The following is a 24,196-nucleotide window of genomic DNA, read 5'->3' as shown; positions in this document are numbered from 1 at the left end:
GGGGGTACCTACTTTGGCTCATGGACATGCGGTCAAACGTTACAGCGGTCTGATGGACTGGCTGACGACGGTTGACCATAAGAAAATAGGCATTCTGTATTTGATCTCCGGCGGTTTCTTCTTCCTGGTCGGCGGCCTGGAAGCACTCCTGATCCGGATTCAATTGTGGAAGCCGCTCAACGACTTCGTTGGCGCCGATACTTACAACGAGCTGCTTACGATGCACGGCACGACGATGATCTTCTTGGCGGCGATGCCGCTCTTGTTCGCGCTTATGAACGCGATCGTACCGCTCCAGATCGGCGCGCGCGACGTCGCATTCCCATTCGTGAACGCGCTTGGATTCTGGACGTTCTTCTTCGGCGGCGTGCTGCTGAACGTCAGCTGGTTTACGGGCGGAGCGCCGGATGCCGGTTGGACGTCGTACGCACCGCTTTCGACAACAACATTCAGCTCCGACCATGGCGTCGACTACTACGTGCTCGGTCTTCAGATCGCGGGTATCGGTACGCTCGTCGGCGGCATCAACTTCTTGGCGACGATCATTAACATGCGCGCGCCAGGCATGAGCTTCATGCGCATGCCGATGTTCACTTGGACGGCGTTCATCACATCCGCGCTAATCCTGTTCGCTTTCCCGGCACTGACCGTTGGTCTGGTTGCCTTGATGTTCGACCGTCTCTTTAGCGGTAACTTCTTCGAAGTTTCCAATGGCGGTAACGCGGTTTTATGGGAACACATTTTCTGGATTTTCGGTCACCCTGAGGTTTACATTCTCATCTTGCCGGCTTTCGGCGTGATTTCCGAGGTTATCAGTACGTTCTCCCGCAAGCGTCTGTTCGGTTACAGCTCGATGGTGTTTGCAACCGTGCTGATCGGCTTCCTCGGCTTCATGGTATGGGCGCATCACATGTTCACCGTCGGTCTCGGACCGGTAGCGAACGCGTTGTTCTCCATCGCCACGATGTTGATCGCGGTACCGACCGGTATCAAAATCTTCAACTGGCTGTTCACGATGTGGGGCGGTTCGATCCGTTATACGACGGCCAACCTGTTCGCAGTAGGCTTCGTGCCTACGTTCGTTATGGGTGGCGTAACGGGCGTCATGCTCGCGGCTGCGCCTGCGGACTTCCAGTACCATGATTCGTATTTCGTCGTTGCCCACTTCCACTACGTCATCGTAGGCGGCTTGATTCTGGGTATCTTCTCGGGTCTGTTCTACTGGTGGCCGAAAATGTTCGGTCGCATGCTGCATGAAGGATGGGGCAAACTTTGCTTCTGGACATTCTTCATCGGCTTCCACTTGACGTTCTTCGTCCAGCATTTCCTTGGTCTGATGGGGATGCCGCGCCGCGTATGGCAATACTTGGACGGCCTGGGCTTCAACAACTTGAACTTGATCAGTACGATCGGCGCGATGCTGATGGGTCTTGGTACCGTGTTCTTCATCATCAACGTAATCATCACGGCGTTCAAACCGCGCGATGCGGCGAACGATCCGTGGGAAGACGGCCGTACGCTGGAGTGGACGATTTCCTCGCCAGCGCCGGAGTACAACTTTGCACAGACTCCGCTCGTACGCGGTTACGATGCATACTGGAAAGAGAAAATGGAAGGCAAGAAGGCCATGACGCCGGCAGAACCGCTCGGACCGATCCATATGCCTTCGCCATCGATTCTTCCTTTCGTTATGTCGGTGGGACTATTCATTGCAGGTTTCGGCTTGATGTATCACTGGCACATAGTTACGATCGCAGGTCTGGGCATTACGCTGCTCTGCATGTTCCTCCGCTCGGTGTACGATGACCATGGCTTCCATATCGAGCCAGACGAGCTGCAAGATAAGGGGGTAAAAGGATGAGCGCATCGCACGTAGAAGGCAAACTGCCTCATGAGCCTGAGAAGGCGACCCTGGAAGGCCGTAATAAAGTACTTGGCTTCTGGTTGTTCCTTGGCGGCGAGACGGTCCTGTTCGGTACCCTGTTCTCCGCTTTCCTAGCCCTTCGCCATCAAGTCGGCGACGGCAACCCAACGGCCGATGAGCTCTTCAAGCTCTCGACCGTCGCGATCGCGACGGCTATACTGCTTGTGTCCTCGCTTACGAGCGTGTTCGCGATTCAAGCGATGCACCGCAACCAAGTGAAAGCGATGCTGAACTGGTTGATCATTACCGTAATTTTGGGCTTTGGCTTCCTTGGCCTCGAGATTTACGAGTTCTATGAGTACGTGCACGAGGGACATAAGTTCTCGACTAGCGCATTCAGTACCTCGTTCTACACGCTGGTCGGTTTCCACGGCGCGCACGTCTTGTTCGGCGTATTGTGGATCACCTTGCTGATTATCCAGATTTCGACTAAGAAAGGTCTAACGGTCGTTACCGCGCCGAAAGTATATGTCGCCGGTATGTACTGGCACTTTATCGACGTCGTATGGGTATTCATCTTCACCGTCGTGTACCTGATGGGAAAGGTGGGCTAATCAATGGCAAATCATCATTCCGCTGCGGAAGAGCATGGCAAACGCCATAAGCATGAAGGCCCGCAGAAGCATATCGTAGCGTTTATCTTCTCGGTCGTGCTGACGGTCATCGCATTCGCGATGGTCGCAGCCGGCGAGATCAACTCGACATTTGTCTATATCATGCTGCTGGTCATGGCCGTCATTCAAGTGTTTATTCAGATGTCGTTCTGGATGCACATGAAGGACCGCGGACATTTGTATCCGATTATCGCGATTCTAACCGGCGTGTTCGTCGTTTTGACAATTGTCGTTATGGCCGAGTATTGGACTTGGTGGTAAAATCGAATGAGGGAGAGGGAGGTCTTTTCGACTCCCTCTTTTGTCGTACGTAACGTTTGTTTCCGAAAGGGGAGTCCAACTGGGCGTGCTAGGCTTACAATATTTCAGCTTTGAAGAGTTGTGGAGTCCCATGTTCTTCTTCTTTATGGCTGCGCTGGTGCTGCTTTATTTCTATATCGCCGGTCCATGGCGATTGAAGCATCAATCCGACGCGCCGCCTGTAACGGCCGGGCAGAAGACATGGTTTGTCGGCGGCGCGATCTTGTTCTATTTGGCGCAGGGAGGACCGATCGATTTGCTGGGCCACATGATGTTTTCGTTCCATATGGCTAGCATGTCCCTCTCTTACCTCATTGTGCCTCCAATGATGATGCTCGGCGTGCCGGTGTTCATGTGGCGATTACTATTCGGGGCTTCGTTCTGGAAGCGGTTGAGTCTGTTGATGAATCCGATTTTGACGCTGCTGGCGTTTAACGTGCTATTCTCTGTCTATCACTTCCCGGTCGTGCACGACTATGTCATGACGCACTTCTTCGTGCATCGCGTCTATTACGTTGTCCTGCTCATCTCGGCGTTCATGATGTGGTGGCAGATCGCGGGACCGGTACCGGAATGGAATCGTCTGGCGGATGTACGCAAGATGGCTTACATATTCGCGAACGGTCTTCTGCTGACGCCTGCGTGCGCGTTGATCATCTTTGCCGGAGCGCCGATGTACGCCACCTATAACGATCCCGAGATTTGGGCATACGCCATGGGCTATTGCGTCGGCGGCGATGTTTCCACCTTGTTGAGCCAGTTCAGCGGGCCGACGTTCTTTAATCTCATGGGCGCGCTCGAAGACCAGCAGACGGGCGGGATTATTATGAAGCTCGTGCAGGAATTCATGTATGGCGGCATTTTGATTTATGTGTTTAAACAATGGTACAAGCGCGAGCATGCCGATGACGTGGATACCGATGATACGGGAAGCGGCAGGTTGGATCCGGCCGGAGCGAACACGTAGAGCTCGAATTTTCGGCATCGGTCGCAGATGGGTGTGTTCGCCGCTCTCCGCACGCAGCGTCGATGCAAGCATTCGGCGGATGAGAAGGGCTCGTCCGCCCGTAGGAAGATTATAGGATTGATCAATGAATTGGTGGGATGCGCAAGTGTCGATTTATACGTTATTTCCGACGATCAGCACGACGTTCATCGTGATTAGCGCCGTGCTCGTCGCGATCGGGTGGAATCTGGCGATCAAGCGCAAGCTGGATGCGCACAAGAAAGTCATGATTGCGGGCGCCGTGTTCGCGACTTTGTTCTTTATCGTGTATTCGTCGCGGACGATTTTCGTCGGCAACACGGTGTGGGGCGGTCCGGACAGCTTGGAGCCGTACTACAGAGTGTTCCTCATCTTCCACATCGTCTTGGCCACGGTTGCCGCCGTGTTCGGAATATCGACCCTCGTGTTGGGATTCAAAGAGCGGTTCGCCAAGCACCGGAAGATCGGACGCGTGACGTCGATCATGTGGTTTTTTACGGCCATTACGGGCGTGGCCGTCTACGTTCTGCTGTACGTGATGTATCCGGGCGGCCATACAAAGCCGATGCTGGACGCCATATTTGGCTTATCATAGTTAGACAAGCAGTGCCCCTATGGGGGCGCTGCTTTTTTGATATATAGGAACGTATAAGATTCACCTTACCGCTCTATATAGACATGCGTTCCGCCCGCAGTATGCCCCTAACGCCGTTAATCGTTTAGGGCGCTAATATTCAATCCGCTGTAGCATCTCAAAATGACACCGTTTACATTATAGGGCTGCTCATGCTAACATAGTAGTAAGAATTTGTGCAAACGTTTGTACAACATAGAACCTTGGAATTCGACAAGCGACAATATTAAACGCTAAATGCGACAAAACGAGCCAGAAATGCATGGGTTTTTGTCGAATTTTGTGCAAACGTTTGTGCAAACCGTAAAGGATAAGCCATGAGAGGGGGCTATCGGATCCGGAGGAGAGGTGTCGCTAGGGAGAAATGCAATCGTAGGTTGTAACGGCGGAAAGACCGCTGAGCTTGAATGACGAGCATTGATAATAGCTAATTATGAAATCGCTTGCAATAGCTACATAGGAGGTTACGCGAACATGAAATTCAGGGGAAATGTGCGGCGTGCTTTTGCGTATGTGATGATTGCCGCGCTGCTGATATCCAGTATCGGGCTGTATCCGAACGGTGCGGGGGCGGCGAACCGAACAGCCTATCTCGTGGGCGATCTGCAGTCGAAGTTAATACTTGGCAGCGGACAGACGCCGCCGACCGATTGGAAGCAGGATGCGGAAGCAACTCGTATGACGGATCTTGGCGGCGGCTATTATGCGTTTACCGGGGAACTGCCGGCGGGAACGTATCAGTATAAAGTCGCTTTGGACGGCAAGTGGGACGAAAGCTACGGGTTCGGGAGCTACACGAATCCGCAAGGAACGAACAAAGACGGCAATATCCAATTCACGTTGACCGAACCCAAAACGGTCACGTTCTACTACAACGACACCACGAAGAAAATCGCGGATTCCACCTTCTACGCGCCGGTAGCGGCCGATAAGCTGCCTTTCGTGGCAGGGAATGTAAAGGTGGTCGATGACGCTTCGGATACGACGCCGTCGGATGCGGCGATCGCGCTGTCCGATCCGGATTTTGACAACGTTTACACGAGTCAAGTCTACGTACCGCAAGGCAGCTACGGCTACCAAGTGTCGGTACCTGGCGCGGATGGAGCGGACAATGCGCTATATCCTGCTCAGGCGGCGAGTCTGACGCTGCCGTCGACCTTGCAGGTCACGTTCAAATTCAACGCGGTTACGCACGATGTGAACGCCGATTTCACGGTACCGCCGGTTGAAGTTCCGGAGGAAGAGAAGCCGGAAGCGGAAGTGCCGCAAGTCGAGGCTCCGCCGGTGCCGGAAGGCCATATGCGCGTGCATTATCAGCGGACCAACCATGACTATGCCGATCAAGGCCTTTGGACATGGGACGACGTGCAAACGCCTACGTCCGGCTGGCCGAACGGCGCTATGCCATTCCCGGCAGGGCAGATGGACGATTATGGAGCTTATATCGACGTGCCGTTGAAGGCAGGAGCGAAGAAGATCTCCTTCTTGGTGGTCGATCGCGTATCGGGATCCAAGGACGGCGGCGACAAAATCTACACAATCCCGAACGCGCAAACGAACGAGTTCTGGATCAAGCAGGGCTCGGACGTGGTAACGCCGTATCCGCCGGCTGCCGATCTGGCAGAGGGCTCGGTGCGAATTCACTATACCCGTTCGGACGATAAGGAAACCGACTACGGCCTCTGGCTGTGGGACGATGTCGCGAAGACATCCGATGCGAACGGCGGGCAATGGCCGACCGCCGCGACGCCATTCGCGAAGACGGACCGGTTCGGCGCTTACGTCGACGTGCCGCTGAAGGCGAACGCGCAGAAGATCGGCTTGATCGTCATGAAGCCGGTCGGCGGGGACAAAGACAACGAGAACCGCACGTTCGCGATGCTCAGCCGCTACAATCAGCTGTGGCTGAAAGAGAACGATACGAAGGTGTACGTATCTCCGTTCGGCGAAACCGCGGACATTTTCCAATCGGCCGAAGTGCTGTCGACGAGCAAGCTGCTGCTCGGATTCGCGCTCACGAGCGGTTTGAACGAAGCTGCGCTGCTTCAAGACCTGACCGTCAAAGACAAGGATGGAGCGGCCATCAAAGCGACGGGTGCGACCATTCTTGACGGGACGCAGGTGCAAGCCGTGACCGAGCCGTTCGAACTAGCGAAGCTGCCGCTCAGCATCAGCTACGAGGGCAAGACGGTAAGCGCCGCATCGGGCTGGCGTCTGCTGGATGAGATGTACCGCTACACGGGCGACGACTTGGGTGCCGCCTATGATGCCGCGAACAAGACTGCGACGCTTAAACTATGGGCTCCGCTTGCGACCCGGGTCGTCGCGAAAGTCTATGACAAGGCGGACGCTTCGAAGCTGGTCGGCAGCGTCGATCTCGCCAAAGGCGAGCAAGGCGTCTGGTCCGTCGATTTGAAGCCGGCCGACTTGACGGACGCGCTGGATGTGCGCGGCTACTACTATCAGTATGAGGTCACCAACAACGGCGTCACGAAGCAAGTGCTCGACCCGTATGCGAAGTCGATGGCCGCGTTCACCGTCAACACGAAGGACGAGGCGGGCGCGGACGGCGACAACGTGGGCAAAGCCGCGATCGTCGACCTGAGCGGGACCGATCCGGAAGGTTTCGGGTATGCCGACATCGCAGGATACGAGAAACGCGAGGATGCGATCATGTACGAGGTGCATGTACGGGACTTTACGTCCGATCCTTCCGTCGAAATCAGCTTGAACGGCGAAAGATGGGGCTCGTACGATGCGTTCATTCAGAAGCTCGACTATATTAAGTCGCTCGGCGTGACGCATATTCAGCTGCTCCCCGTCATGGCCTGGTACTATGGCGACGAGACGAAGATGGGCGAACGCGAACTGGACTATTCCGCAAAGGACAACGAGTTCAACTGGGGCTACGACCCGCACAGCTATTTTTCGCCGGACGGCGCGTACTCCCAAGATCCAACCGATCCGGAGCTGCGGATCCAAGAGTTGAAGCGTCTGATCGATGCCGTGCACGAGGCGGGAATGGGCGTTGTCCTGGACGTCGTCTACACGCATATGTCGAAGCAGTCGCTGCTTGGCGATATCGTGCCGAACTACTATGCGTTCCAGGATGCGAACGGTAACTTCCTCGGCGATTTCCATAACAATCTGGCGACCAGCCACAAGATGGCCGAGAAGCTGATGATCGATTCCGTGAAATATTGGTTCGAGGAATACAAAATTGACGGCATGCGTTGGGACATGATGGGCGACGCGACGCAGCAATCGGTGCAGAACGCGTATAACGCGGCGATCGCGATTAACCCGAAAGCGCTGTTCATCGGCGAAGGCTGGAAAACATTCAAGGGCGCGATCGCCGATCCGTCGCTGGCAGGCCAAGGCGCCGATCAGGCTTGGATGGACAAAACGAACGACGTGGGCGTGTTCTCCGACGAGATTCGCAACGAGCTGAAATCCGGATACGGCTCGGAAGGGGAGCCGCGGTTCATTACGGGAGGCGCGCGTCCGATCGCGACGATCCTGAACAATATCAAGGCACAACCAGCCAATACGCCGGCTGACGATCCGGGCGATATGGTGAACTATATCGAAGCGCATGACAACTTGACGCTGCACGACGTCATCGCGCAGTCGATCAAGAAGGATCCATCGGTACCGGCGAACGAGCTGGAGATCCAGAAGCGGATTCGTCTGGGCAATACGCTGATCATGACCTCGCAAGGAACGGCGTTCATGCAGGCGGGCCAGGAGTACGGCCGCACGAAGCAGTGGAAGAGCGAAGGGGTGCCGGAACACAAGCACACCGAGCTGAAAGACGCGAGCGGCAAATCCTTCGGGTATTTCATCCATGATTCGTACGATTCCTCGGACGCGGTCAACATGTTCGACTGGTCCAAAGTCACGGATGCGTCCGCCTATCCGGTACAGAATCAAACCAAAGACTACACGGCGGGATTGATCGAGCTCCGCAAGTCGACGAACGCGTTCCGCCTCGGCGACCAAGCGGCGGTGGACCAAAACGTCACGCTGGTTACGGGGCCGGAGATCAAAAGCAGCGATCTGCTGATCGCGTACAAGAACCGGTCGACCGATGGCACGGGCAGCTACTACGTGTTCATGAATGCGGACAGCACGCCGAGAACGCTCACGCTGCCGGAGGATTTGACGGCGGGGCAAGTGCTGGCCGATAACGACCAAGCAGGCGTGGAAGCGATCCCGGCCGCGCAGCAATCGGGCTTTGCGCTGACGGCGACTACGCTGACGCTTGATCCGCTGACATCCGTCGTTATTCGGATGGAACCGAACGCGGAACTGCTTACGCTCGAGATCGACAGCGAGGCCTACGCGCTTCAAGTCGGCAAGACGCACCAAACGACGGTAACGGCGAAGTATGCCGATGGCAGCAAGCGCGCGGTAACGGGGGCAGCGGTCTATGCGTCGAACAAACCGGGCGTGGCCACGGTAACGAGCGCGGGCGTCGTACAGGGCGTTAGCGCGGGCACGGCTAAGATTACGGCGTCCTATGGCGGCGTAACGAAGACGCTGCTGGTGAACGTAACGAACGAAGCGGCCGACAACAAGCGTTACGTGCTTTTCACGTACGTTCGTCCGGACCGCGATTACACCGATTGGAACATGTGGGTGTGGGGAACGGGCGCCAAGAACGATCAAATCGACTTCACGATGTTCGAGAACGGTAACGCAAGCGTCCTGATCGAGGTGCATCCGCAAGCGACAAGCGTCGGATTCGTGCTTCGCAAAGGGACGGACTGGAATACCGCGAAGCAGGATTTTCCGGATGACCGCAACATCCCGCTGACGGCCGGCCAAGCGCTGACCAAGGTCGTCGTCACGAGCATGGAGCGTGAGATCAACCTCGTGCCGGCCAACAACGGTCCGATCTACGAGGACGGCGGCATCACGCTCGTCTATCGGGACGAGGCGCTGTTCAAGAGCGGCGACATGGCCGAGATTACCGACGTCAAACTCAAAATCGGCGGCCAAACGTATCCGATGGTCTACGACGCGGCCAAGGAATGGTTCGCATATAAACTGACCGGCGTGCAGGAAGGCGATCACCCGTACTCGTTTCTCGTGACGAAGAACGGCGAGACGACCGAAATCGCCGATCCGAAGAACGGCGACACGGCCCTGGTTTACCGTAATCCGGAGGTAACGATTACTTCGGCCGCGGCACCGAACGTCATGAACGCCAACACGAACGCAGTATTGACGGTGAGTGCGAAGACAGAAGAAGGCATCCTATTCACGAAAGGGTACTTGGATCTGACCGCACTCGGCGGACCGTCCAACGTAAGCATCGATACGACGCTGATGAAGCATACGATCGCGGTGAAAGATACAGTCGGCGCAGGCGCGAAGACGATTCCGGTCGTGCTCGTCGATCAGTACGGCAATGTGCACCGCCATAACGCGACGGTTACGGTGCAAGCCCGCACGTATACGGGCAGCGAGCTTGATTTCGACTGGGATGAAGCACGGATTTACTTCGCGCTGACCGACCGGTTCAACGACGGCGACGCGACGAACAACAAGAACGTGGACAAAACGCATCTGGAAGCGTACCACGGCGGAGACTTCAAGGGCATGATCGACAAGCTGGACTACTTGGAGGAGCTTGGCATCAACACCCTCTGGATTACGCCGATCGTCGACAACATCGACTTCAACCAAGGCGCAGGCGAGAAGTGGGGCACACAATATGGCTACCACGGCTACTGGGCGAAGGATTTCACCCAGCTCGACGAACATCTGGGCGACATGGACACCTTCAAGGAATTGATCGACAAGGCGCATGACCGCGGCATCAAAATCATGGTCGACGTCGTGCTGAACCATACTGGTTACGGGCTGAAGCCGGGCGATAAGCAAGACGTGGCGATTGAGGATAAGCAGCGCTTCAACGGCATGCTCCGCACGGACGGCTTGAGCGCGGACGTGAATCCGATCAAAGGCGAGCTGGCTTTCTTGCCAGACTTCATCACCGAGGATGAAGCGGTTCGGAATCAGGTCATCGAGTGGCAGACCGGCTGGCTAGAAAACGTTAGTACGGACCGCGGCGACACGATCGATTACTTCCGCGTCGATACCGTCAAGCACGTCGAGGACACGACGTGGAAGGCGTTCAAGAATGCCTTGACCGCGATCGATCCAAGCTTCAAGCTGGTCGGCGAGTATTTCGGCGGCACCGTCAATAACGACGGCGGCATGCTGCAGTCCGGTCAAATGGATAGCTTGCTCGATTTCGGCTTCAAGGAGCGGGCGAAGCAATTTACGGATGGCCAAATCGATGCGGTCGATACGTATCTGCAAGATCGCGAGAACAGCATCGACAATACGAAGATGATGGCGCAATTCCTGAGCAGCCATGACGAGAACGGCTTCCTCTCCGATTACGTAGGCGGGGACAAAGGCAAGCTGAAGATCGCGGCAGCGCTCCAAATTACGGCGAAAGGCCAGCCTGTCGTCTACTACGGCGAGGAGCTGGGCAACTCGGGCAAGAACGCCAATATGCAGAACGGATTGTTGAGCGAGAACCGCAAGGATATGCCGTGGAACAAGCTCGAGGAAGAGAAAGCGCTTCATGATCATTACGAGAAGCTGCTGAACATCCGCGCCGAGTATTCCAAAGTGTTCGCCAAAGGAACGCGCACGAAGCTGGCGGGTTCGGATGCCCTCGGCTACCTGGCCTTCAACAAGCATTATGGCAATGTCGACATCGTCACGGCCATCAATACGAAGGCGGAAGCCGTAAAGGCGACGATTCCGGTGCCTTTCGGGGCATACGCAATCATTAAGGACATCTACGGCGGTTCGGCCTACACGGTATCTTACGACGGTACGGTAGCGGTTGACCTGCCAAGCCGGAGCGACGGAGGCACCGCGATTTTGACCTTCGTAGCGAATGGTTCCGGCTATGTGCCTGCGCCAACCGCGCCGAACGCATCGGCAGACGCGCAGGTCGTTACGGAAGCCGAACTCAAGAACGGCAAGGATGGCCAAGCGGAAGTGACGCTTTCGGCAGGCAAAACCGAGGCCTTGCTGCCGATCGACGCGGCGAAGACGCTCGGCGCGAGCGACCTGCTCGTGAAGTCGGGCGACATGACGGCCGTCGTGCCGAACGAAGTATTGAGCGCCATTAGCCAGCTCGTATCCGGCGCGGAGGCGGCCGGAGCGCGCATCGCGTTCGCGGCGAATCCGCTGCCGAATAGCGAAGCGCAAGCCCTTGTGCAAGGACTCTCGAAGGGCAGCACATCGGCGAACGCCGTCTCCGAGGTGGTCGATTTCACGCTCGCCGTCGTGAAGAAGGACGGCACCCGCCAGAACGTGAGCGCATTCGAGCAGCCGATTACGCTTTCGTTCCGTCTGAAGGACGGCGCGAACCCGGATCTGCTGGGCGTGTATTTCATCGGCGCGGACGGGAAGCTGGAATGGATGGGCGGCACGGTGAAAGACGGCATCGTCACCGCGCAAGTGACGCATTTCAGCACGTATGCGGCTCTTGAAATCCGCAAATCGTTCGCCGATGTGCCGGCGGGCTTCTGGGCGCAAGATGCCATCCAGTCGCTTGCGGCGAAGCAGATCGCGACCGGCGTGACGGCAGATGCCTTCAAACCGGGGCAAGCGATCAGCCGCGCGGAATTCACGGCGCTGCTCGCGCGGGCGCTCGGCCTTGCGGCCGAAGGTCAAGCGGCCTACGCGGATACGCCTGCCGGCGCTTGGTACTCGGCCTACGTCGCGGCAGCCGTGAAAGCGGGCATCGTCGATGGCGTCGGCGGCGACAAGTTCGCGCCGAACTGGGCGATCAGCCGCGAAGAGATGGCGGTCATGCTCGTGCGCGCGCTGGAAGCCAAGCAAGGCAAAAGCGCGGAGCCGGCAGCCGCCAGCGGGTTCGCCGATCGTACCGCGATTAGCGGATGGGCGGCGGTATCGGTCGATACGGCCGCGCAGCTCGGGCTCGTGCAGGGCCAAAGCGGTAATCGCTTTGCTCCGCAAGCCAAGCTGACCCGCGCGGAAGCCGCGCAAGTCGTATATACGTTGCTCGGCAAGCTGCAGCCGTAATAAGCTGTCGCATGCCATGAAGATTCGTCCCGGACGGCCTGACTCAGGCTGTCCGGGGCGTTTCTTGTTTTCGTAAGCTTTGGCTGGGCATTCATGGTAATATAGAGATACGGAAAAGGATTAGCGCGCATGGGGGGACATGCAGGATGCAGCAGGGGAAACCGATTATTATCGGCATAGGAGGCGGCTCGGGCAGCGGCAAGACGACGTTGTGCGCGCGGCTGGAAACGGAGCTGGAAGGGTACCGGGTCAAGAGCATCCATGCCGACAAGTATTATTTCCGCACGCGGATGAAGACGACGGCGCCGTTCACCGGCAAGACGTACGATGATTTCAACCACCCGGACTCGCTCGATTTTCCGAAAATGCTGGAGGATCTCCTTCGCGCGGCCAACGACGGGGAGACGGAGATCGTCATCGTGGAAGGCATATTGGTGCTGCACCACGCCTATTTGCGCGAGTGGATGGACGTCAAGCTGTACGTCGAATGCCCGGCCGACGAGCGGCTGCTGCGGCGGACGGCTCGTTTTCTGCAGAAGGGCTATGCGTACGAAGACATCGTGAACGAATATTTGGAACTGGTCCGCTATCGCCACGACGAATTCGTCGAACCGACCAAGTGGCACGCCGATCTTTTCGTGAACGGATCGCAAGGGCCGGAGACCGGCGTCAAAATCGTGCTCGAATGGATTCGCCAAGCGGCGCGCAGCCGCAAGTCGTTCGAGACGGTGCGGGACTTCAACGGGAAACGATAGGCGGAGCGGGAACTCGTCACAGCCTGCCAAGCGATTGGCTTTGGCCATAATATCGATGTGATTCAAGCGAAACGCCGCAAGGAATAAGGGGTCCCGACGTCATGAGCGATGACGGCGGGATCCTTCTTTTATTTGTGCTATAGGAACGTATAAGTTGCACATCTATACTGCAGCCTCTATGTCTCCGCAATGACGCGTTCATCCCCGCAATAGACGGCCTAGCCGTTTCGCCTTGCATGGGGGAGGGATGCCATCCATCGCGCCGCGCTCGGGCAGGGTTGCTTTCCTATCCCTTTTTCCCATTCCGCCGGGAACCGCTCTCTATAACCGGGAATACGCCTCCGGTATGCTGAAGACAAAGAAATGCTTCAAAACACGATAACGGAGGCGTACAATGAAAACGGACAACAGTACAAACAAAGCTTGGCTCGGCGCGGTGTTTCGGTTTTTCGCGGTCGTATTCGCGGGCGCGGGCTTGATCATGCTTCAAGGCTTATCGGAAGGGCTGGAACCTTGGATTCGAGGCTTCATGGCATCCTCGCCGCTGCCGGATGAGCTGCGATTCCACGCGGCGTCGCATGGCGCGCTCATCGGCATTCTGTTCAGCGCAAGCTTGCTGGCGATGCTCCGCGCGCCGCTGGCCAAGCCGCTCGTGCTCCGGTTTTATTTTATTGGCCATCTGATCTTCCTCGGCACGCTGCTGCTGACGGATCCGGCGCTTGCCAAGCAATCGTTTTTCGTCTTTATTCTATTCACGGCGGTGCTTGGCATTTTATTCGCCGTGTATCCGATGCGGCGCGACATTTTCCGACCGCGCGAACCGAAGGCGATGAATCGCGCGCTGCTCGTCATGACGGGCGTGGCGCTGCTCGGCCTGCTTCCTTTCATGATCTACGGCATAACGGGACAGATCGGCGACGCCGACATGCAATTTCGTTGGGGCGAAGGGACGGCCCTCGGCCTCGCGCTCGTCTACGCCGGTTACTTGACGGCAACGTCCCGCACGGGGGCGCGCACGATCGGCATCCTTCAAAGCGCGACGTATGTATATATGGGCGCAGCCTCGATCGCCTTGCCGGATCACCCGGGAAGTTGGGGCATCGTTGGCGGCGCCTCAGCCATCGCGTACGGGGTCGTCTATGCCGTTGTCGTGCTCAGACAACTGGCTCCCCGGGCTTCCGTCGCGAAGCCGAATGCTATTCAATCCTGAACTGAACGCAAAGGTGGAACCTCATGACATCCGTCCACATCCAGACGCAGCGCGAACCTAGAGCCGGCCGCTACCCTAAGGGGTGGCGGTCTGCCGCGCGTTGGTGCGCCTTCCTCCTATGCGCGGCCTACGCGGGACTTTTTTTGACGAAAATTCCGTCGTACTATGTTTATCTTAGGGACAGCTGCTTGCAGTCGACCTGCGAATTTGCCGCGCTTACGCCCCTCCCGGCCGACGTCGTCGACCGGTGGGGACTTTCGAACGGCGGGTATGCCGCTTTGTATACATGCATCGCCCTGTTCGACTTCGCCGTTTATTTCGCGGTCGCGCTGCTCGTCTTGCGGAAGCGGCCGAACGAGCCCATGTCGTGGATCGCGGCGACGGCCTTGATTTCCTTTCACAGCGCGAGCTTCATCGTCATTCAATGGACGGCCTTGCCATGGCTGACCCGGCTTTTGGAGGAACTGTCTTCGCTATCGTTCATGCTCTTCCTGCTGCTGTTCCCGAACGGGCGAATCGTGGTCAAACCGATGTTCTGGGCGGCAATTGGGCTTGTCGCGGTCCGCAATGCGTCCTGGTACGCCCCCGATCCGTGGGGAGCGTCGCATTGGCCGATCTGGCTGACGCTGCTATGGATGGCGCTGCTCTATGGCGCGATCGTATGGAATCAGCTCATCCGTTATCGCCGCTACGCCGAAGTCACCGAGAAGCAGCAGACCAAGTGGGTGCTGTACGGCTTGCTGGTAGCGATCGCCGGCATGTTCATCGTGTCGGTTGCCCCGTTAATACAGAACATCGATTTTTATCAATCGCCCGATCCCGCGGTCTTGTTCGCGGTGGACGTGGCGGTCATGCTCGTCATGCTGCCGATCCCGATTACGCTCGGCATCTCGATGCTGCGCAGACGTCTGTGGGATATCGATCCGCTCGTGAACCGCACGATCGTATACGGCTGCCTGAGCGCCGTCATTATCGCGCTGTATTCGGTCACGGTGTGGTATCTGTCGGTGCTGTTCCGATCCGGACCGAACATGATCTTCTCGATTATCGGCGCCGCGCTGGTCGCCTTCGCGTTCGCCCCGCTCAAGGAGCGGCTCCAGCGAATCGTCAACCGGATGATTTACGGCGTGCACAATGACCCGTTCTCCGTCTTGGAGAAGCTGGGCAACCGGCTCAAGGAGCCGTCTTCCCCGGCGGCCGTGCTGGAGATCGTAGTCCGGACCGTCAAAGATTCGCTTCGGCTGCCCTATGCGGCCATCCAGTTGATGCGCGGCGGCGAACCGCTCGGCGCGATATCGGTTGGCGAAGAGCAAGAGAACGCGATTACGATTCCGCTGATCGCCGGAGGGGAAGAGATCGGCCGTCTGCTCGTATGCGCGCGCGCGCCGGAGGAGAGCTTCAGCGAAGCCGACTGGAAGCTGCTTCGCTTGCTTGCCCGGCAGGCGGGCACGGTCGCGCAAGGCGTGAAGCAGGCGACGGAGATCGAGCGGCTGCTCGGCGATCTCCAGGATACGCGGGAGCAGCTCGTCTTCGCCCGGGAGGAGGAGCGGCGCTCGATGCGCAAGAACCTGCATGACGATATCGCGCCGAGATTGGCGGCCATGCGTCTGACGTCCAGCCTCGTGGTGGACTGGATTCAGAAGGACCCGAACAGAGCGATCGACATCATGAACAAATTCAAGCAGGACATCGGAGACACCGTCGACGAAATAAGAGGGATCGTCTATGACTTAAGGCCTCAGGCGCTCGACGAGCTGGGCTTGAACGGCGCGATCCGCCAGCGCGTGGAGCAAATCGCGCAGATTAATCAGGTCAGGGACATCGCGGCCAGCAGCCCGCCGCTGCAGATCGAGCTCGCGCTGCCCGATCAGCTTCCGATACTGCCCGCGGCGATCGAAGTGGGCGCTTACCGGATCGTGACGGAGGCTTTTCTTAACGTCGTGAAACATGCTCGGGCGAGCCGGTGCCTCATCCGGATGACGCTGGGCGAAGAGGAAGACGCGATGGAGATCGAAGTGACGGATAACGGGATCGGATTCGGGCGCAATCCGATTCCGACCGAAGGCGGACTCGGCCTTTATTCCCTTCGGGAGCGGGCTGAGGAGCTGGGCGGCAGCTGCGGCATTCGGGAAGTCGCCGGCGGCGGCACGCAAGTCGTGGCGCGGCTGCCGCTTCGCACCACGCTAAGAGGAGGGAGATATTAGATGCTGCGAGTTTTGCTTGCCGATGACCACCCGATGTTCCGGGAAGGGGTCAGAAGCATCATGGAGAGCGCGCCGGATTTGACGGTCGTCGGCGAAGCGGCCACGGGAGAGGAAGTGGTCCGGCTTGCGCTGGAGCTTGCGCCGGACGTCGTGCTCATGGATATCCGCATGCCCGGCTTGAACGGTATTGAAGCAACCGCTCGCATACGGGCGGCCAATCCGCAGATCGGGGTGCTCATTTGTACCATGTTCAAAGACGACGCCTCCGTCATTACCGCCATGAAGGCCGGCGCGAGAGGCTACATTCTCAAGGATGCGGACCGGGATGACATTATCCGGGCGATCTGGGCGGTGGCTTCCGGGGAAGCGATCTTCAGCGGGGACGTGGCCGCGCGCATGATCGATTTTGCGACGAAGCCGATGCAGCCGCTCGAGATGTTCACCGAGCTCACCTACCGGGAGCGGGAAGTGCTCAGCATGGTCGTGGAGGGCCATGCCAACGCCGAGATTTCCAAGCGGCTGGAGCTTAGCGCCAAGACCGTTTCGAACTACATGACGAACATTTTCAACAAGCTGCAAGTCGCCGATAGAGCGGGCGCGATCGCCAAGGCGAAGGAAGCGACCGGGCATTAGCCATGCGAATCATTCATGGTATGAATCACCTTCATTTGACCATGGCAAACATTCACGACGTTAATCGAAAGACCATCGCCGAGCTTGCGGCGATGGTCTTTTGTGCGCTTGGCAGCTTTCGACTAAATGCTTACATAGCTATACCGTAGCTATGCGTATAAATTTATCTCCGTCTCGCCAGGCGGATTTCTCTCGCGATGCAGCTTCCGAGCAAATTACGCAACCTGTATCGGCAGCTCGGCGTGCTTGAGAATGCGCCGGTTTGAAGGGAGTTTTCCTTTCCGTGCTCGGACACGGGTCAGGGATTATTTTACTGGAAGGTGTTGACTGTTAGGCGTCATTGTGATTATACTGTATATAAAGATATACACAGTAAACACACTAAACACAGTGAGCACAGATAAGAACTGGAGGAAACGCATATGTCAAGCTGGCAAGGGGCGCTCAGGTTGTTCCGGCACGAAATGCGAAGGTCGTGGGTAGGCGTGCTGATTACGATCGGTTTTTTCACTTATATCGGCTTCGTCTTGACCATGGTGCTCGGCGATATGCTGGACGGTATGGAATCCGGCGAGGAGTTGATTGTATTCCCGGCCGATTTTCTGATGCTGACGCTGCTGCCGAATATGGGCTTCGTGATGAACCGCACGTTGTTCCACTATTGGAAGACCAATTCCTTCACGCGCAGAATCGCCTACTGGCGCACGATGCCGATCGGGTTTCAATCGATCGTCGTCTCCCGAATGCTTCAATTGGTGGTTATGCTAGCCATCGTAGGCGTGTACTTCTTCAGTCTCGAATATGCGCTGGTAGCGGAATTGCGCGAGACGCTATCCTTCGGGCAATACATGATCTTCGCTCTCTTCTGGATGGGCTACGCGCTGATATTTGCGTCGGGTTACATGTTTGCCGAGCAGTGCTATAGCGGCCGAACGTACCTACTCGTATGTTGGGGCTACGTCATGCTGTTCGCTTTGATCGTGGTGGGGTTATGGTATTTGGACTTCTCGCCGACGCTGCTGTCCATGGAACTCGCGGAGGCAGGCAACCCGGCTGGCGCGCTGATCATGGTGGCGGTCGGCATCGGCGCGCTGCTGATATCGGGGCACTATATTCGGCAGAAACTCGAAAGACGCAGTTTATTTAACGAATGACGATTCCGGCAGCGGCGTACGCGTTTCACGACCATGGCGCGGCCGCAGCCGATACGATAGAAGGTGTGCACGGTGTGGATTCCGATACAAATTAACGAACTGAGCGCAGAGCCGTTATACCACCAGATTGAAGTGCAGCTGCGGGCGCTGATCGTCAGCGGCCAGCTGGCGGAAGGAACGCTGCTGCCTTCCATCCGCGAACTGGCGTCGATGGTCAAATGCAGCGTCATCACGGTGCGGCGAGTCTATCAGGATTTGGAGAATGAAGGGCTGCTGCGTACCCGGCAAGGGACCGGGACGTTCGTCGCGAAAGTAGGGGATGAGATGCGGGACGTTCACCGCCGAAGCGCGGTAATCGAGGCGTTCGAGTCGGCCGTAGAGGCGGGCGTTCGGGTGCAATGCGGCGAGGATGAGATGCGGGAGATACTCGAAGAGATATTGCGCAAGCGGCGAGAAGGGTAAGCGGGGGGAGATGGCGGTGATGTTTACGGAAGAGACAGTGATTGAAGTGAGAGGCGTTGTGCAGCGGCACAAGCATTTTCAACTGGGGCCGGTCGAGCTGTCGGTGCCCAAGGGATACGTGACGGCGATCGTCGGGCCCAACGGCTCCGGCAAAAGTTCGCTGTTCCGGCTGCTGCTCGATTTGAGCAAGCCGGACGAGGGCGAGATGACAGTGCTCGGCGAGCGCGTCGGCGGCGACGACCGGCAGCTCAAGGCGCGAATCGGCTACGTGCCGGACCAGGCGATCGACATCGAGGATCATCTGCGCGCCGAGGAGAAAGCGGCTTTCGCGAGCATGTGGTATCCGGGCTGGGAGCTGAACCGTTACCAGGAGTTGCTGAGGCGCTTCGAGATCGACCCGTCGATCAAGCTTGGCAAGATGTCCAAAGGGATGCGGCGCAAGTTCGACATCGCGCTGGCCATGGCGCACAATCCGGAACTGCTGCTGCTCGACGAGCCATCCTCGGGGCTTGATCCAATCGCCTGGAAAACGATGATCGATGTGCTCCACCGCTACATGGAACGAGGCGACCGCACGGTGCTGATGGCTTCGCACATCGTCGATGAGGTGAAGCGGCTAGCCGATTACATCGTGTTCATCGTGCATGGCCGGGTACTCGGCATGTTCGAGAAAGATGCGTTGCTGGAATCTTGGTATGCCCTTTATATCGAAGCCGGGAGCATGATGGCGAGCTGGAAGACGATGCCCGGCTATCGTAAGCACGAGCAGGTCGGCGCGCAGTTCAAGGTCGTTACGGGCGACGTGCCGGAGGCGGAACGATGGTGCGCCGAGCAAGGGCTTCGCATCACGGGAAGGCAGAAACTGGAACTTGACGACATTTTGACCGTACTCATCGAACAAGAACGCCTGCGAATGCACTCATAGCGTACGAGATGGATAGCCATATTTCGAAAAAGGAGCTAAACGGGATGAATCCACTGAAAGTAGACCGAATTTTCAAGCAATACGGCGACAAGACGGCGGTGAACGGCATCAGCTTCGAGGTAGGCGAAGGCGAGATTTACGGGCTGCTCGGCGGGAACGGAGCGGGCAAGACGACGACGATGCGGATGGTGCTCGGCTTGATTTATCCGGATGGCGGTTCGATCCAGTACCACGGCAAACCCTATAGCGCGGAACAGCTTCGCGGACTTGGGTATTTGCCGGAGGAGCGCGGGCTGTACGCGAAGGTCAAAGTAAGCGATCAAATTCTCTACCTGGCCCAGCTGCGCGGCATGAGCCGCAAGGACGCGGACGCCAACCTGAAGCGGTGGCTCGATCGGTTCGGGGTGCCGGAGTATTACGGGAAACGAGTCGAAGAGCTGTCCAAGGGCAATCAGCAGAAAATCCAATTCATCGCGGCGGTCATCCATCAGCCGAAAATCATCATCATGGACGAAGCGTTCAGCGGACTTGATCCGGTTAACGTCGAGCTATTGAAAGGCACCGTCAAGGAGCTGCGCGATTCGGGCACGACGATCCTGTTCTCCACCCACCGGATGGAGCATGTCGAAGAGCTGTGCCGGAACATCACGATTCTGCACAAATCGAATCCGGTGCTGCAAGGCAATTTGAAGGCGATCAAGAAGCAATTTCCTCGCGAACGCGTTAAGCTGCACACGGACGGAGATGTCAGCGGATTGGAAGCGATCGGCGGCGTATTGCGAGTAGACCGCCGCGAGAACGGCTACGAGCTGCTCATCGACCGGGAAGAAGCGGCGCGGCCGATCTTGGAGCTGGCGCTTGCGCAGACGAACGTCCAACGCTTTGAAGTGATGGAACCCACGCTCAATGAAATCTTTATTAAGACGGTAGGTGAGAGCCATGAGTAATAGTTTTTGGACAGTCGTCGGCTTCACGGTTCGCAATAAATTCAGAGGCAAGGCGTTCGTCATTACGACGCTCGTAATCGCCCTCATACTAAGCATCGGCATCAACTTGCCTTATATCATTCAGAAGTTCAGCAGCGACGATAACGAGGCAGTCTCGATCGGCTACCTTCAGAAAACGGAAGATATGCTCAAATCGTCGACATTCAATAACGCGACCTTGGCACAAGCGCTCAATAAGCACTTCGAGGCGTCGCCGGAACCGGCGCTCAAACTCGTGCCGTTCCAAGAAACAGGAACGCCGCAGGGCGACGAGAAGGCGCTGAAGCAAGCGATCGATGACGGCAAAATCAAAGGCTATATCGAGTTCCAAGCCGGCGCGACGGGCGCTTTCCCGGATGGCTTCCCCGACGTGGTCTATAAATCCGAGAAGCTGATGGACACGAACGTGACCGAATCGCTCGCCGGCGCCCTGCAGGCCGTGAAGACCGAGATGGTGCTGCAGGACTCCAACTTGTCGCAAGCCAAGCGCGATCTGCTGCTGGCGCAGGTGGACGTCCAGACGCTGCAGATTACGACGACCGCCGGCGCCGGGAACGTAGGCGAGGGCAAGACGTCTTCCGAGCAAGCGATGGATATGGGCCTGGTCTATGTCATTCTCATTCTGCTGGTAATGGCCATTATGGTCACCGGCCAGATGATCGCCAGCGAGATTACAGCCGAGAAAAGCTCGCGCGTCATGGAGATTCTGATTACGAGCGTTGCGCCCGTCACAAGCATGTTCGGCAAAATTTTCGGCATGTTCCTCGTCGGCTTGGCTCAAATGCTCGTGTTCGTAGGCGTTATCCTGCTGAACATGGCGCTGCCGCACAATAGAGAGCCGCTGGCCGACCTGAACATTCGTTTGGCCGACATCGATCCCGTTCTCTTGGTCTACGCGCTCGTGTTCTACTTGATGGGCTACTTCCTGTTCGCGACGCTGTTCGCCGCGGTCGGCTCGCTCGTCAGCCGCACCGAGGATCTGGGCCAGGCGGTCATGCCGATCACGGTCGTGTCGCTCATCGGATTCTACGTGTGTATGTTCGGCGGCCTGAGCAATCCGGACACGACGGTCATGAAAGTGTTCTCGTTCATCCCGCTGTTCTCGCCTTATGCGATGGTCGTTCGGCTGGGGCTCGCCAATCCGGCCGCTTGGGAAGTGTGGGTCTCGATCGGCTTGCTGCTGATCACGATTCTGGTCGCCGGTTGGCTGTCGGCTCGCATTTATCGCGCGGGGGTGCTTATGTACGGCAAACGCCCGACGATCAAAGAACTGCGCAAGGCGATGAAAGCTTACAAAGTATAAGGCGTCGCATGCAGCAAGAGTTCTGAAACAAAGTAATCCACATTGTGGAAAACCATCGAAAAATATCGAAAAGTATTTGGGAGGTTTTTCAATTGAAAACGTATATTCCAATGTTAGGCTTGCTGCTGTTGGTCGCTTACTCACTGGTGACGCGTTCTGAAGCGCCGATTCACGATGCGGTGACAGGCGGCATGCTGGGTTTGTCCGTTGCGTTCAACGTCTACGCGTTGGCGACATTCAGAAGAAAACCGTCCGTCGCCTAGTCTAAAGCCCGAACTACCGCAAGGCCCGCTCTCGGACAAATCCTCCTCTGCGAAAAAATCAGCATGGGAGCGGGAAGCTTCTTATTTATAGGGAGGAACGAACCACGATGACAAGAAAGAAGAAAACCGCGCTATTATCCGTCGCATTATCCGCCGCCATGCTCGCATCCGCCTTCCCGGCAATCGCCGCGCCGAGCAATCCGAACGTCGAGGTGAATGGCAAGAAGCTCGAATTCGCGTCGAACGCGCCGATCGCCCAAGACGGGACGACGCTCGTTCCGCTGGAAACCACGTTCAAAGCGCTTAATATTTCGCTCAAGGATACGAAGAACGGCACGATCACGGCCGTGATCAACGGTAAACAGGTGACCCTTCAGGCGAAGGCGAAGACGATCGACGGCGTGAGCTACGTTCCCGTTCGCGTCATCGGCGAGGCGGCCGGTTACGAGGTGCGTTGGGACGCTACCTTCAATCGGGTCGAACTGACGTCGAAGATCGTTAAAGAAGGCGGCAAGGGCTTCCTTTGGGAAGTGAAGAACGGCGGCAATACCGTCTACCTCGTCGGCTCCATGCACATCGCGGACGACAGCTTCTATCCGCTGCATCCTTCCTTTGAGGAGGCGTTCGCGGAAGCGGATTACCTCGGCGTCGAGGTGGACGTATCCAAAGCGGCCGACCCGGATATCCAGAAGTTGATCTTGCAGATGGGCACGTATCAGGACGGTACGACGCTCAAGGATCACATCTCGGCGGATACCTATAAGCAGGTAGGCGAGATTCTGACGAAGAACGGATTGAAGGCCGACGCGCTGGATACGTTCAAGCCGTGGGTCGTCGAGACGACGCTTGCTTCCTTGAAGTCGATGGAAGCCGGTTACGAGGGCAGCGTAGGCATCGACCTCTACTTCGTGCAGAAGGCCATGGAGCGCAAAATTCCGGTGATCGAGCTGGAATCATATGAATCCCAGTTGACGATGTTCAACGACTTCTCGAAGGAGCTTCAAGAGACGAATCTCAAAAATACGCTGACCAATTTCGAAATGGTGGACGACAGCGTCGACCAAATGGCGGACATGTGGAAGAAAGGCGACGATGCCGCGCTGCTTGAGCTGACCAAGAGCTTCTCGCAGAACGAGGAATATCGCAAAGCGATGCTCGACGACCGCAACAAGGTTATGGCAGATAAGATCGACGGCTACCTGAAAGGAACGGAGAAAGCCGAATACTTCATCGTCGTCGGCGCCGCCCATTACCTCGGCGACACCGGAATCGTGAAACTGCTGCAGGACAAAGGCTACACGGTCACGCGGAAATAATGGTTCTACAAAGATGGTGGTCTCCCCGGTAATGGGGAGGCCTTTATTGATTTATGCGAATGGGATATTTTACAACTTGCTTTTGGGTGCCGGTGCGGTGTATTCTATAAATCCGCCCGCTGAACAAGCGGACAAGCGGATAATGCAACTGAATGTTTTTACGCCGGTTCATCCGGTAACGCAAAATAAAAACAAAAAAACAGTTGCAAAGTATGAAGGAAGTATGATATATTCTAATTCCGGTCGCGAGAGCGAAACGGAAAAGTGAGTAACTAACTTGTTCCTTGAAAACTGAACAATGAGCGATATATGTCAACGTAAGAAATGAGCTAAACAAAGCTCTGTAGTTAAGACAAAATGCTGCTCGTAACCTCCGGTTACGGCAATCCAATTTGTCTTTTATGGAGAGTTTGATCCTGGCTCAGGACGAACGCTGGCGGCGTGCC

At 56.9% G+C, this 24,196-nt stretch carries 18 protein-coding genes; all 18 read left to right on the top strand.

The features are described 5' to 3' along the window. Positions 1-52: 52 nt before the first annotated feature. The 18 genes from ctaD (at position 53) to BCM02_RS26065 (ending at position 24,018) form a co-directional block, all read left to right on the top strand. On the top strand, positions 53-1,861 hold the full coding sequence (gene ctaD / locus BCM02_RS26145; RefSeq protein ID WP_148932365.1) for a cytochrome c oxidase subunit I: 1,809 nt from the start codon (positions 53-55) through the stop codon (positions 1,859-1,861). Beyond that, complete coding sequence (locus tag BCM02_RS26140; RefSeq protein ID WP_148932096.1) at positions 1,858-2,478, top strand: cytochrome (ubi)quinol oxidase subunit III; 621 nt, start codon at positions 1,858-1,860, stop codon at positions 2,476-2,478. Before ctaD ends, BCM02_RS26140 begins: the two co-directional genes overlap by 4 nt. Positions 2,479-2,481: 3 nt before the next feature. Further along, positions 2,482-2,799, top strand: a complete 318-nt coding sequence (locus tag BCM02_RS26135) for a cytochrome C oxidase subunit IV family protein (protein ID WP_148932095.1) — start codon at positions 2,482-2,484, stop codon at positions 2,797-2,799. An 85-nt stretch (positions 2,800-2,884) separates the two neighbouring features. Continuing rightward, positions 2,885-3,805, top strand: coding sequence for a cytochrome c oxidase assembly factor CtaG (gene ctaG / locus BCM02_RS26130; RefSeq protein WP_148932094.1), 921 nt, complete (start codon positions 2,885-2,887; stop codon positions 3,803-3,805). Positions 3,806-3,950: 145 nt separating this feature from the next. Then, on the top strand, positions 3,951-4,418 hold the full coding sequence (locus BCM02_RS26125) for a DUF420 domain-containing protein (protein WP_187434441.1): 468 nt from the start codon (positions 3,951-3,953) through the stop codon (positions 4,416-4,418). A 513-nt stretch (positions 4,419-4,931) separates the two neighbouring features. Beyond that, on the top strand, positions 4,932-12,539 hold the full coding sequence (locus tag BCM02_RS26120) for a pullulanase (protein WP_148932092.1): 7,608 nt from the start codon (positions 4,932-4,934) through the stop codon (positions 12,537-12,539). 146 nt (positions 12,540-12,685) lie between these two features. Next, positions 12,686-13,294, top strand: a complete 609-nt coding sequence (locus tag BCM02_RS26115; protein WP_148932091.1) for a uridine kinase family protein — start codon at positions 12,686-12,688, stop codon at positions 13,292-13,294. A 394-nt stretch (positions 13,295-13,688) separates the two neighbouring features. Then, entirely contained in the window at positions 13,689-14,504 is an 816-nt protein-coding gene (locus BCM02_RS26110; protein WP_148932090.1) for a hypothetical protein, read from the top strand. A 23-nt stretch (positions 14,505-14,527) separates the two neighbouring features. Then, on the top strand, positions 14,528-16,708 hold the full coding sequence (locus BCM02_RS26105; protein WP_148932089.1) for a GAF domain-containing sensor histidine kinase: 2,181 nt from the start codon (positions 14,528-14,530) through the stop codon (positions 16,706-16,708). Further along, positions 16,709-17,341 (top strand): response regulator transcription factor, encoded by a 633-nt coding sequence (locus tag BCM02_RS26100; RefSeq protein ID WP_187434412.1) that lies wholly within the window; start codon positions 16,709-16,711, stop codon positions 17,339-17,341. It begins immediately after the preceding gene. A 422-nt stretch (positions 17,342-17,763) separates the two neighbouring features. Beyond that, positions 17,764-18,495, top strand: coding sequence for a hypothetical protein (locus BCM02_RS26095; RefSeq protein ID WP_148932088.1), 732 nt, complete (start codon positions 17,764-17,766; stop codon positions 18,493-18,495). A 72-nt stretch (positions 18,496-18,567) separates the two neighbouring features. After that, a complete protein-coding gene (locus tag BCM02_RS26090; RefSeq protein WP_148932087.1) occupies positions 18,568-18,957 on the top strand; it encodes a GntR family transcriptional regulator in 390 nt (129 codons plus the stop codon). 19 nt (positions 18,958-18,976) lie between these two features. After that, the gene (locus tag BCM02_RS26085; RefSeq protein ID WP_148932086.1) at positions 18,977-19,882 is read left to right on the top strand and encodes an ABC transporter ATP-binding protein; all 906 of its coding nucleotides are present in this window, start codon (positions 18,977-18,979) and stop codon (positions 19,880-19,882) included. A gap of 44 nt (positions 19,883-19,926) precedes the next feature. After that, positions 19,927-20,829: an ABC transporter ATP-binding protein gene (locus BCM02_RS26080; RefSeq protein WP_148932085.1), complete on the top strand. Its 903-nt coding sequence runs from the start codon at positions 19,927-19,929 to the stop codon at positions 20,827-20,829. Beyond that, complete coding sequence (locus BCM02_RS26075; RefSeq protein WP_148932084.1) at positions 20,822-22,171, top strand: ABC transporter permease; 1,350 nt, start codon at positions 20,822-20,824, stop codon at positions 22,169-22,171. The genes BCM02_RS26080 and BCM02_RS26075 overlap by 8 nt, the downstream gene beginning before the upstream one ends. A 92-nt stretch (positions 22,172-22,263) precedes the next feature. Continuing rightward, positions 22,264-22,434, top strand: coding sequence for a hypothetical protein (locus BCM02_RS35440; RefSeq protein ID WP_187434411.1), 171 nt, complete (start codon positions 22,264-22,266; stop codon positions 22,432-22,434). A 107-nt stretch (positions 22,435-22,541) separates the two neighbouring features. Next, complete coding sequence (locus BCM02_RS26070; protein WP_148932083.1) at positions 22,542-23,750, top strand: TraB/GumN family protein; 1,209 nt, start codon at positions 22,542-22,544, stop codon at positions 23,748-23,750. A 46-nt stretch (positions 23,751-23,796) separates the two neighbouring features. Continuing rightward, a complete protein-coding gene (locus tag BCM02_RS26065; RefSeq protein WP_148932082.1) occupies positions 23,797-24,018 on the top strand; it encodes a hypothetical protein in 222 nt (73 codons plus the stop codon). Positions 24,019-24,196: the final 178 nt, after the last annotated feature.

The sequence above is a fragment of the Paenibacillus methanolicus genome (assembly GCF_008124765.1).
GTDB lineage: Bacteria > Bacillota > Bacilli > Paenibacillales > Paenibacillaceae > Paenibacillus_Z > Paenibacillus_Z methanolicus.
This window is presented reverse-complemented; position numbering and strand designations above follow the sequence as displayed.

What these genes read in the sequence shown, in the direction of transcription:
- BCM02_RS26100 (WP_187434412.1), top strand. Translation starts at nt 16,709, where the DNA reads ATGCTGCGAGTTTTGCTTGCCGATGACCACCCGATGTTCCGGGAAGGG.
- BCM02_RS26115 (WP_148932091.1), top strand. Translation starts at nt 12,686, where the DNA reads ATGCAGCAGGGGAAACCGATTATTATCGGCATAGGAGGCGGCTCGGGC.
- BCM02_RS26110 (WP_148932090.1), top strand. Translation starts at nt 13,689, where the DNA reads ATGAAAACGGACAACAGTACAAACAAAGCTTGGCTCGGCGCGGTGTTT.
- BCM02_RS26085 (WP_148932086.1), top strand. Translation starts at nt 18,977, where the DNA reads ATGTTTACGGAAGAGACAGTGATTGAAGTGAGAGGCGTTGTGCAGCGG.
- ctaD (WP_148932365.1), top strand. Translation starts at nt 53, where the DNA reads ATGGACTGGCTGACGACGGTTGACCATAAGAAAATAGGCATTCTGTAT.
- BCM02_RS26070 (WP_148932083.1), top strand. Translation starts at nt 22,542, where the DNA reads ATGACAAGAAAGAAGAAAACCGCGCTATTATCCGTCGCATTATCCGCC.
- BCM02_RS26080 (WP_148932085.1), top strand. Translation starts at nt 19,927, where the DNA reads ATGAATCCACTGAAAGTAGACCGAATTTTCAAGCAATACGGCGACAAG.
- BCM02_RS26075 (WP_148932084.1), top strand. Translation starts at nt 20,822, where the DNA reads ATGAGTAATAGTTTTTGGACAGTCGTCGGCTTCACGGTTCGCAATAAA.
- BCM02_RS26135 (WP_148932095.1), top strand. Translation starts at nt 2,482, where the DNA reads ATGGCAAATCATCATTCCGCTGCGGAAGAGCATGGCAAACGCCATAAG.
- BCM02_RS26120 (WP_148932092.1), top strand. Translation starts at nt 4,932, where the DNA reads ATGAAATTCAGGGGAAATGTGCGGCGTGCTTTTGCGTATGTGATGATT.
- BCM02_RS26095 (WP_148932088.1), top strand. Translation starts at nt 17,764, where the DNA reads ATGTCAAGCTGGCAAGGGGCGCTCAGGTTGTTCCGGCACGAAATGCGA.
- BCM02_RS26140 (WP_148932096.1), top strand. Translation starts at nt 1,858, where the DNA reads ATGAGCGCATCGCACGTAGAAGGCAAACTGCCTCATGAGCCTGAGAAG.
- BCM02_RS26105 (WP_148932089.1), top strand. Translation starts at nt 14,528, where the DNA reads ATGACATCCGTCCACATCCAGACGCAGCGCGAACCTAGAGCCGGCCGC.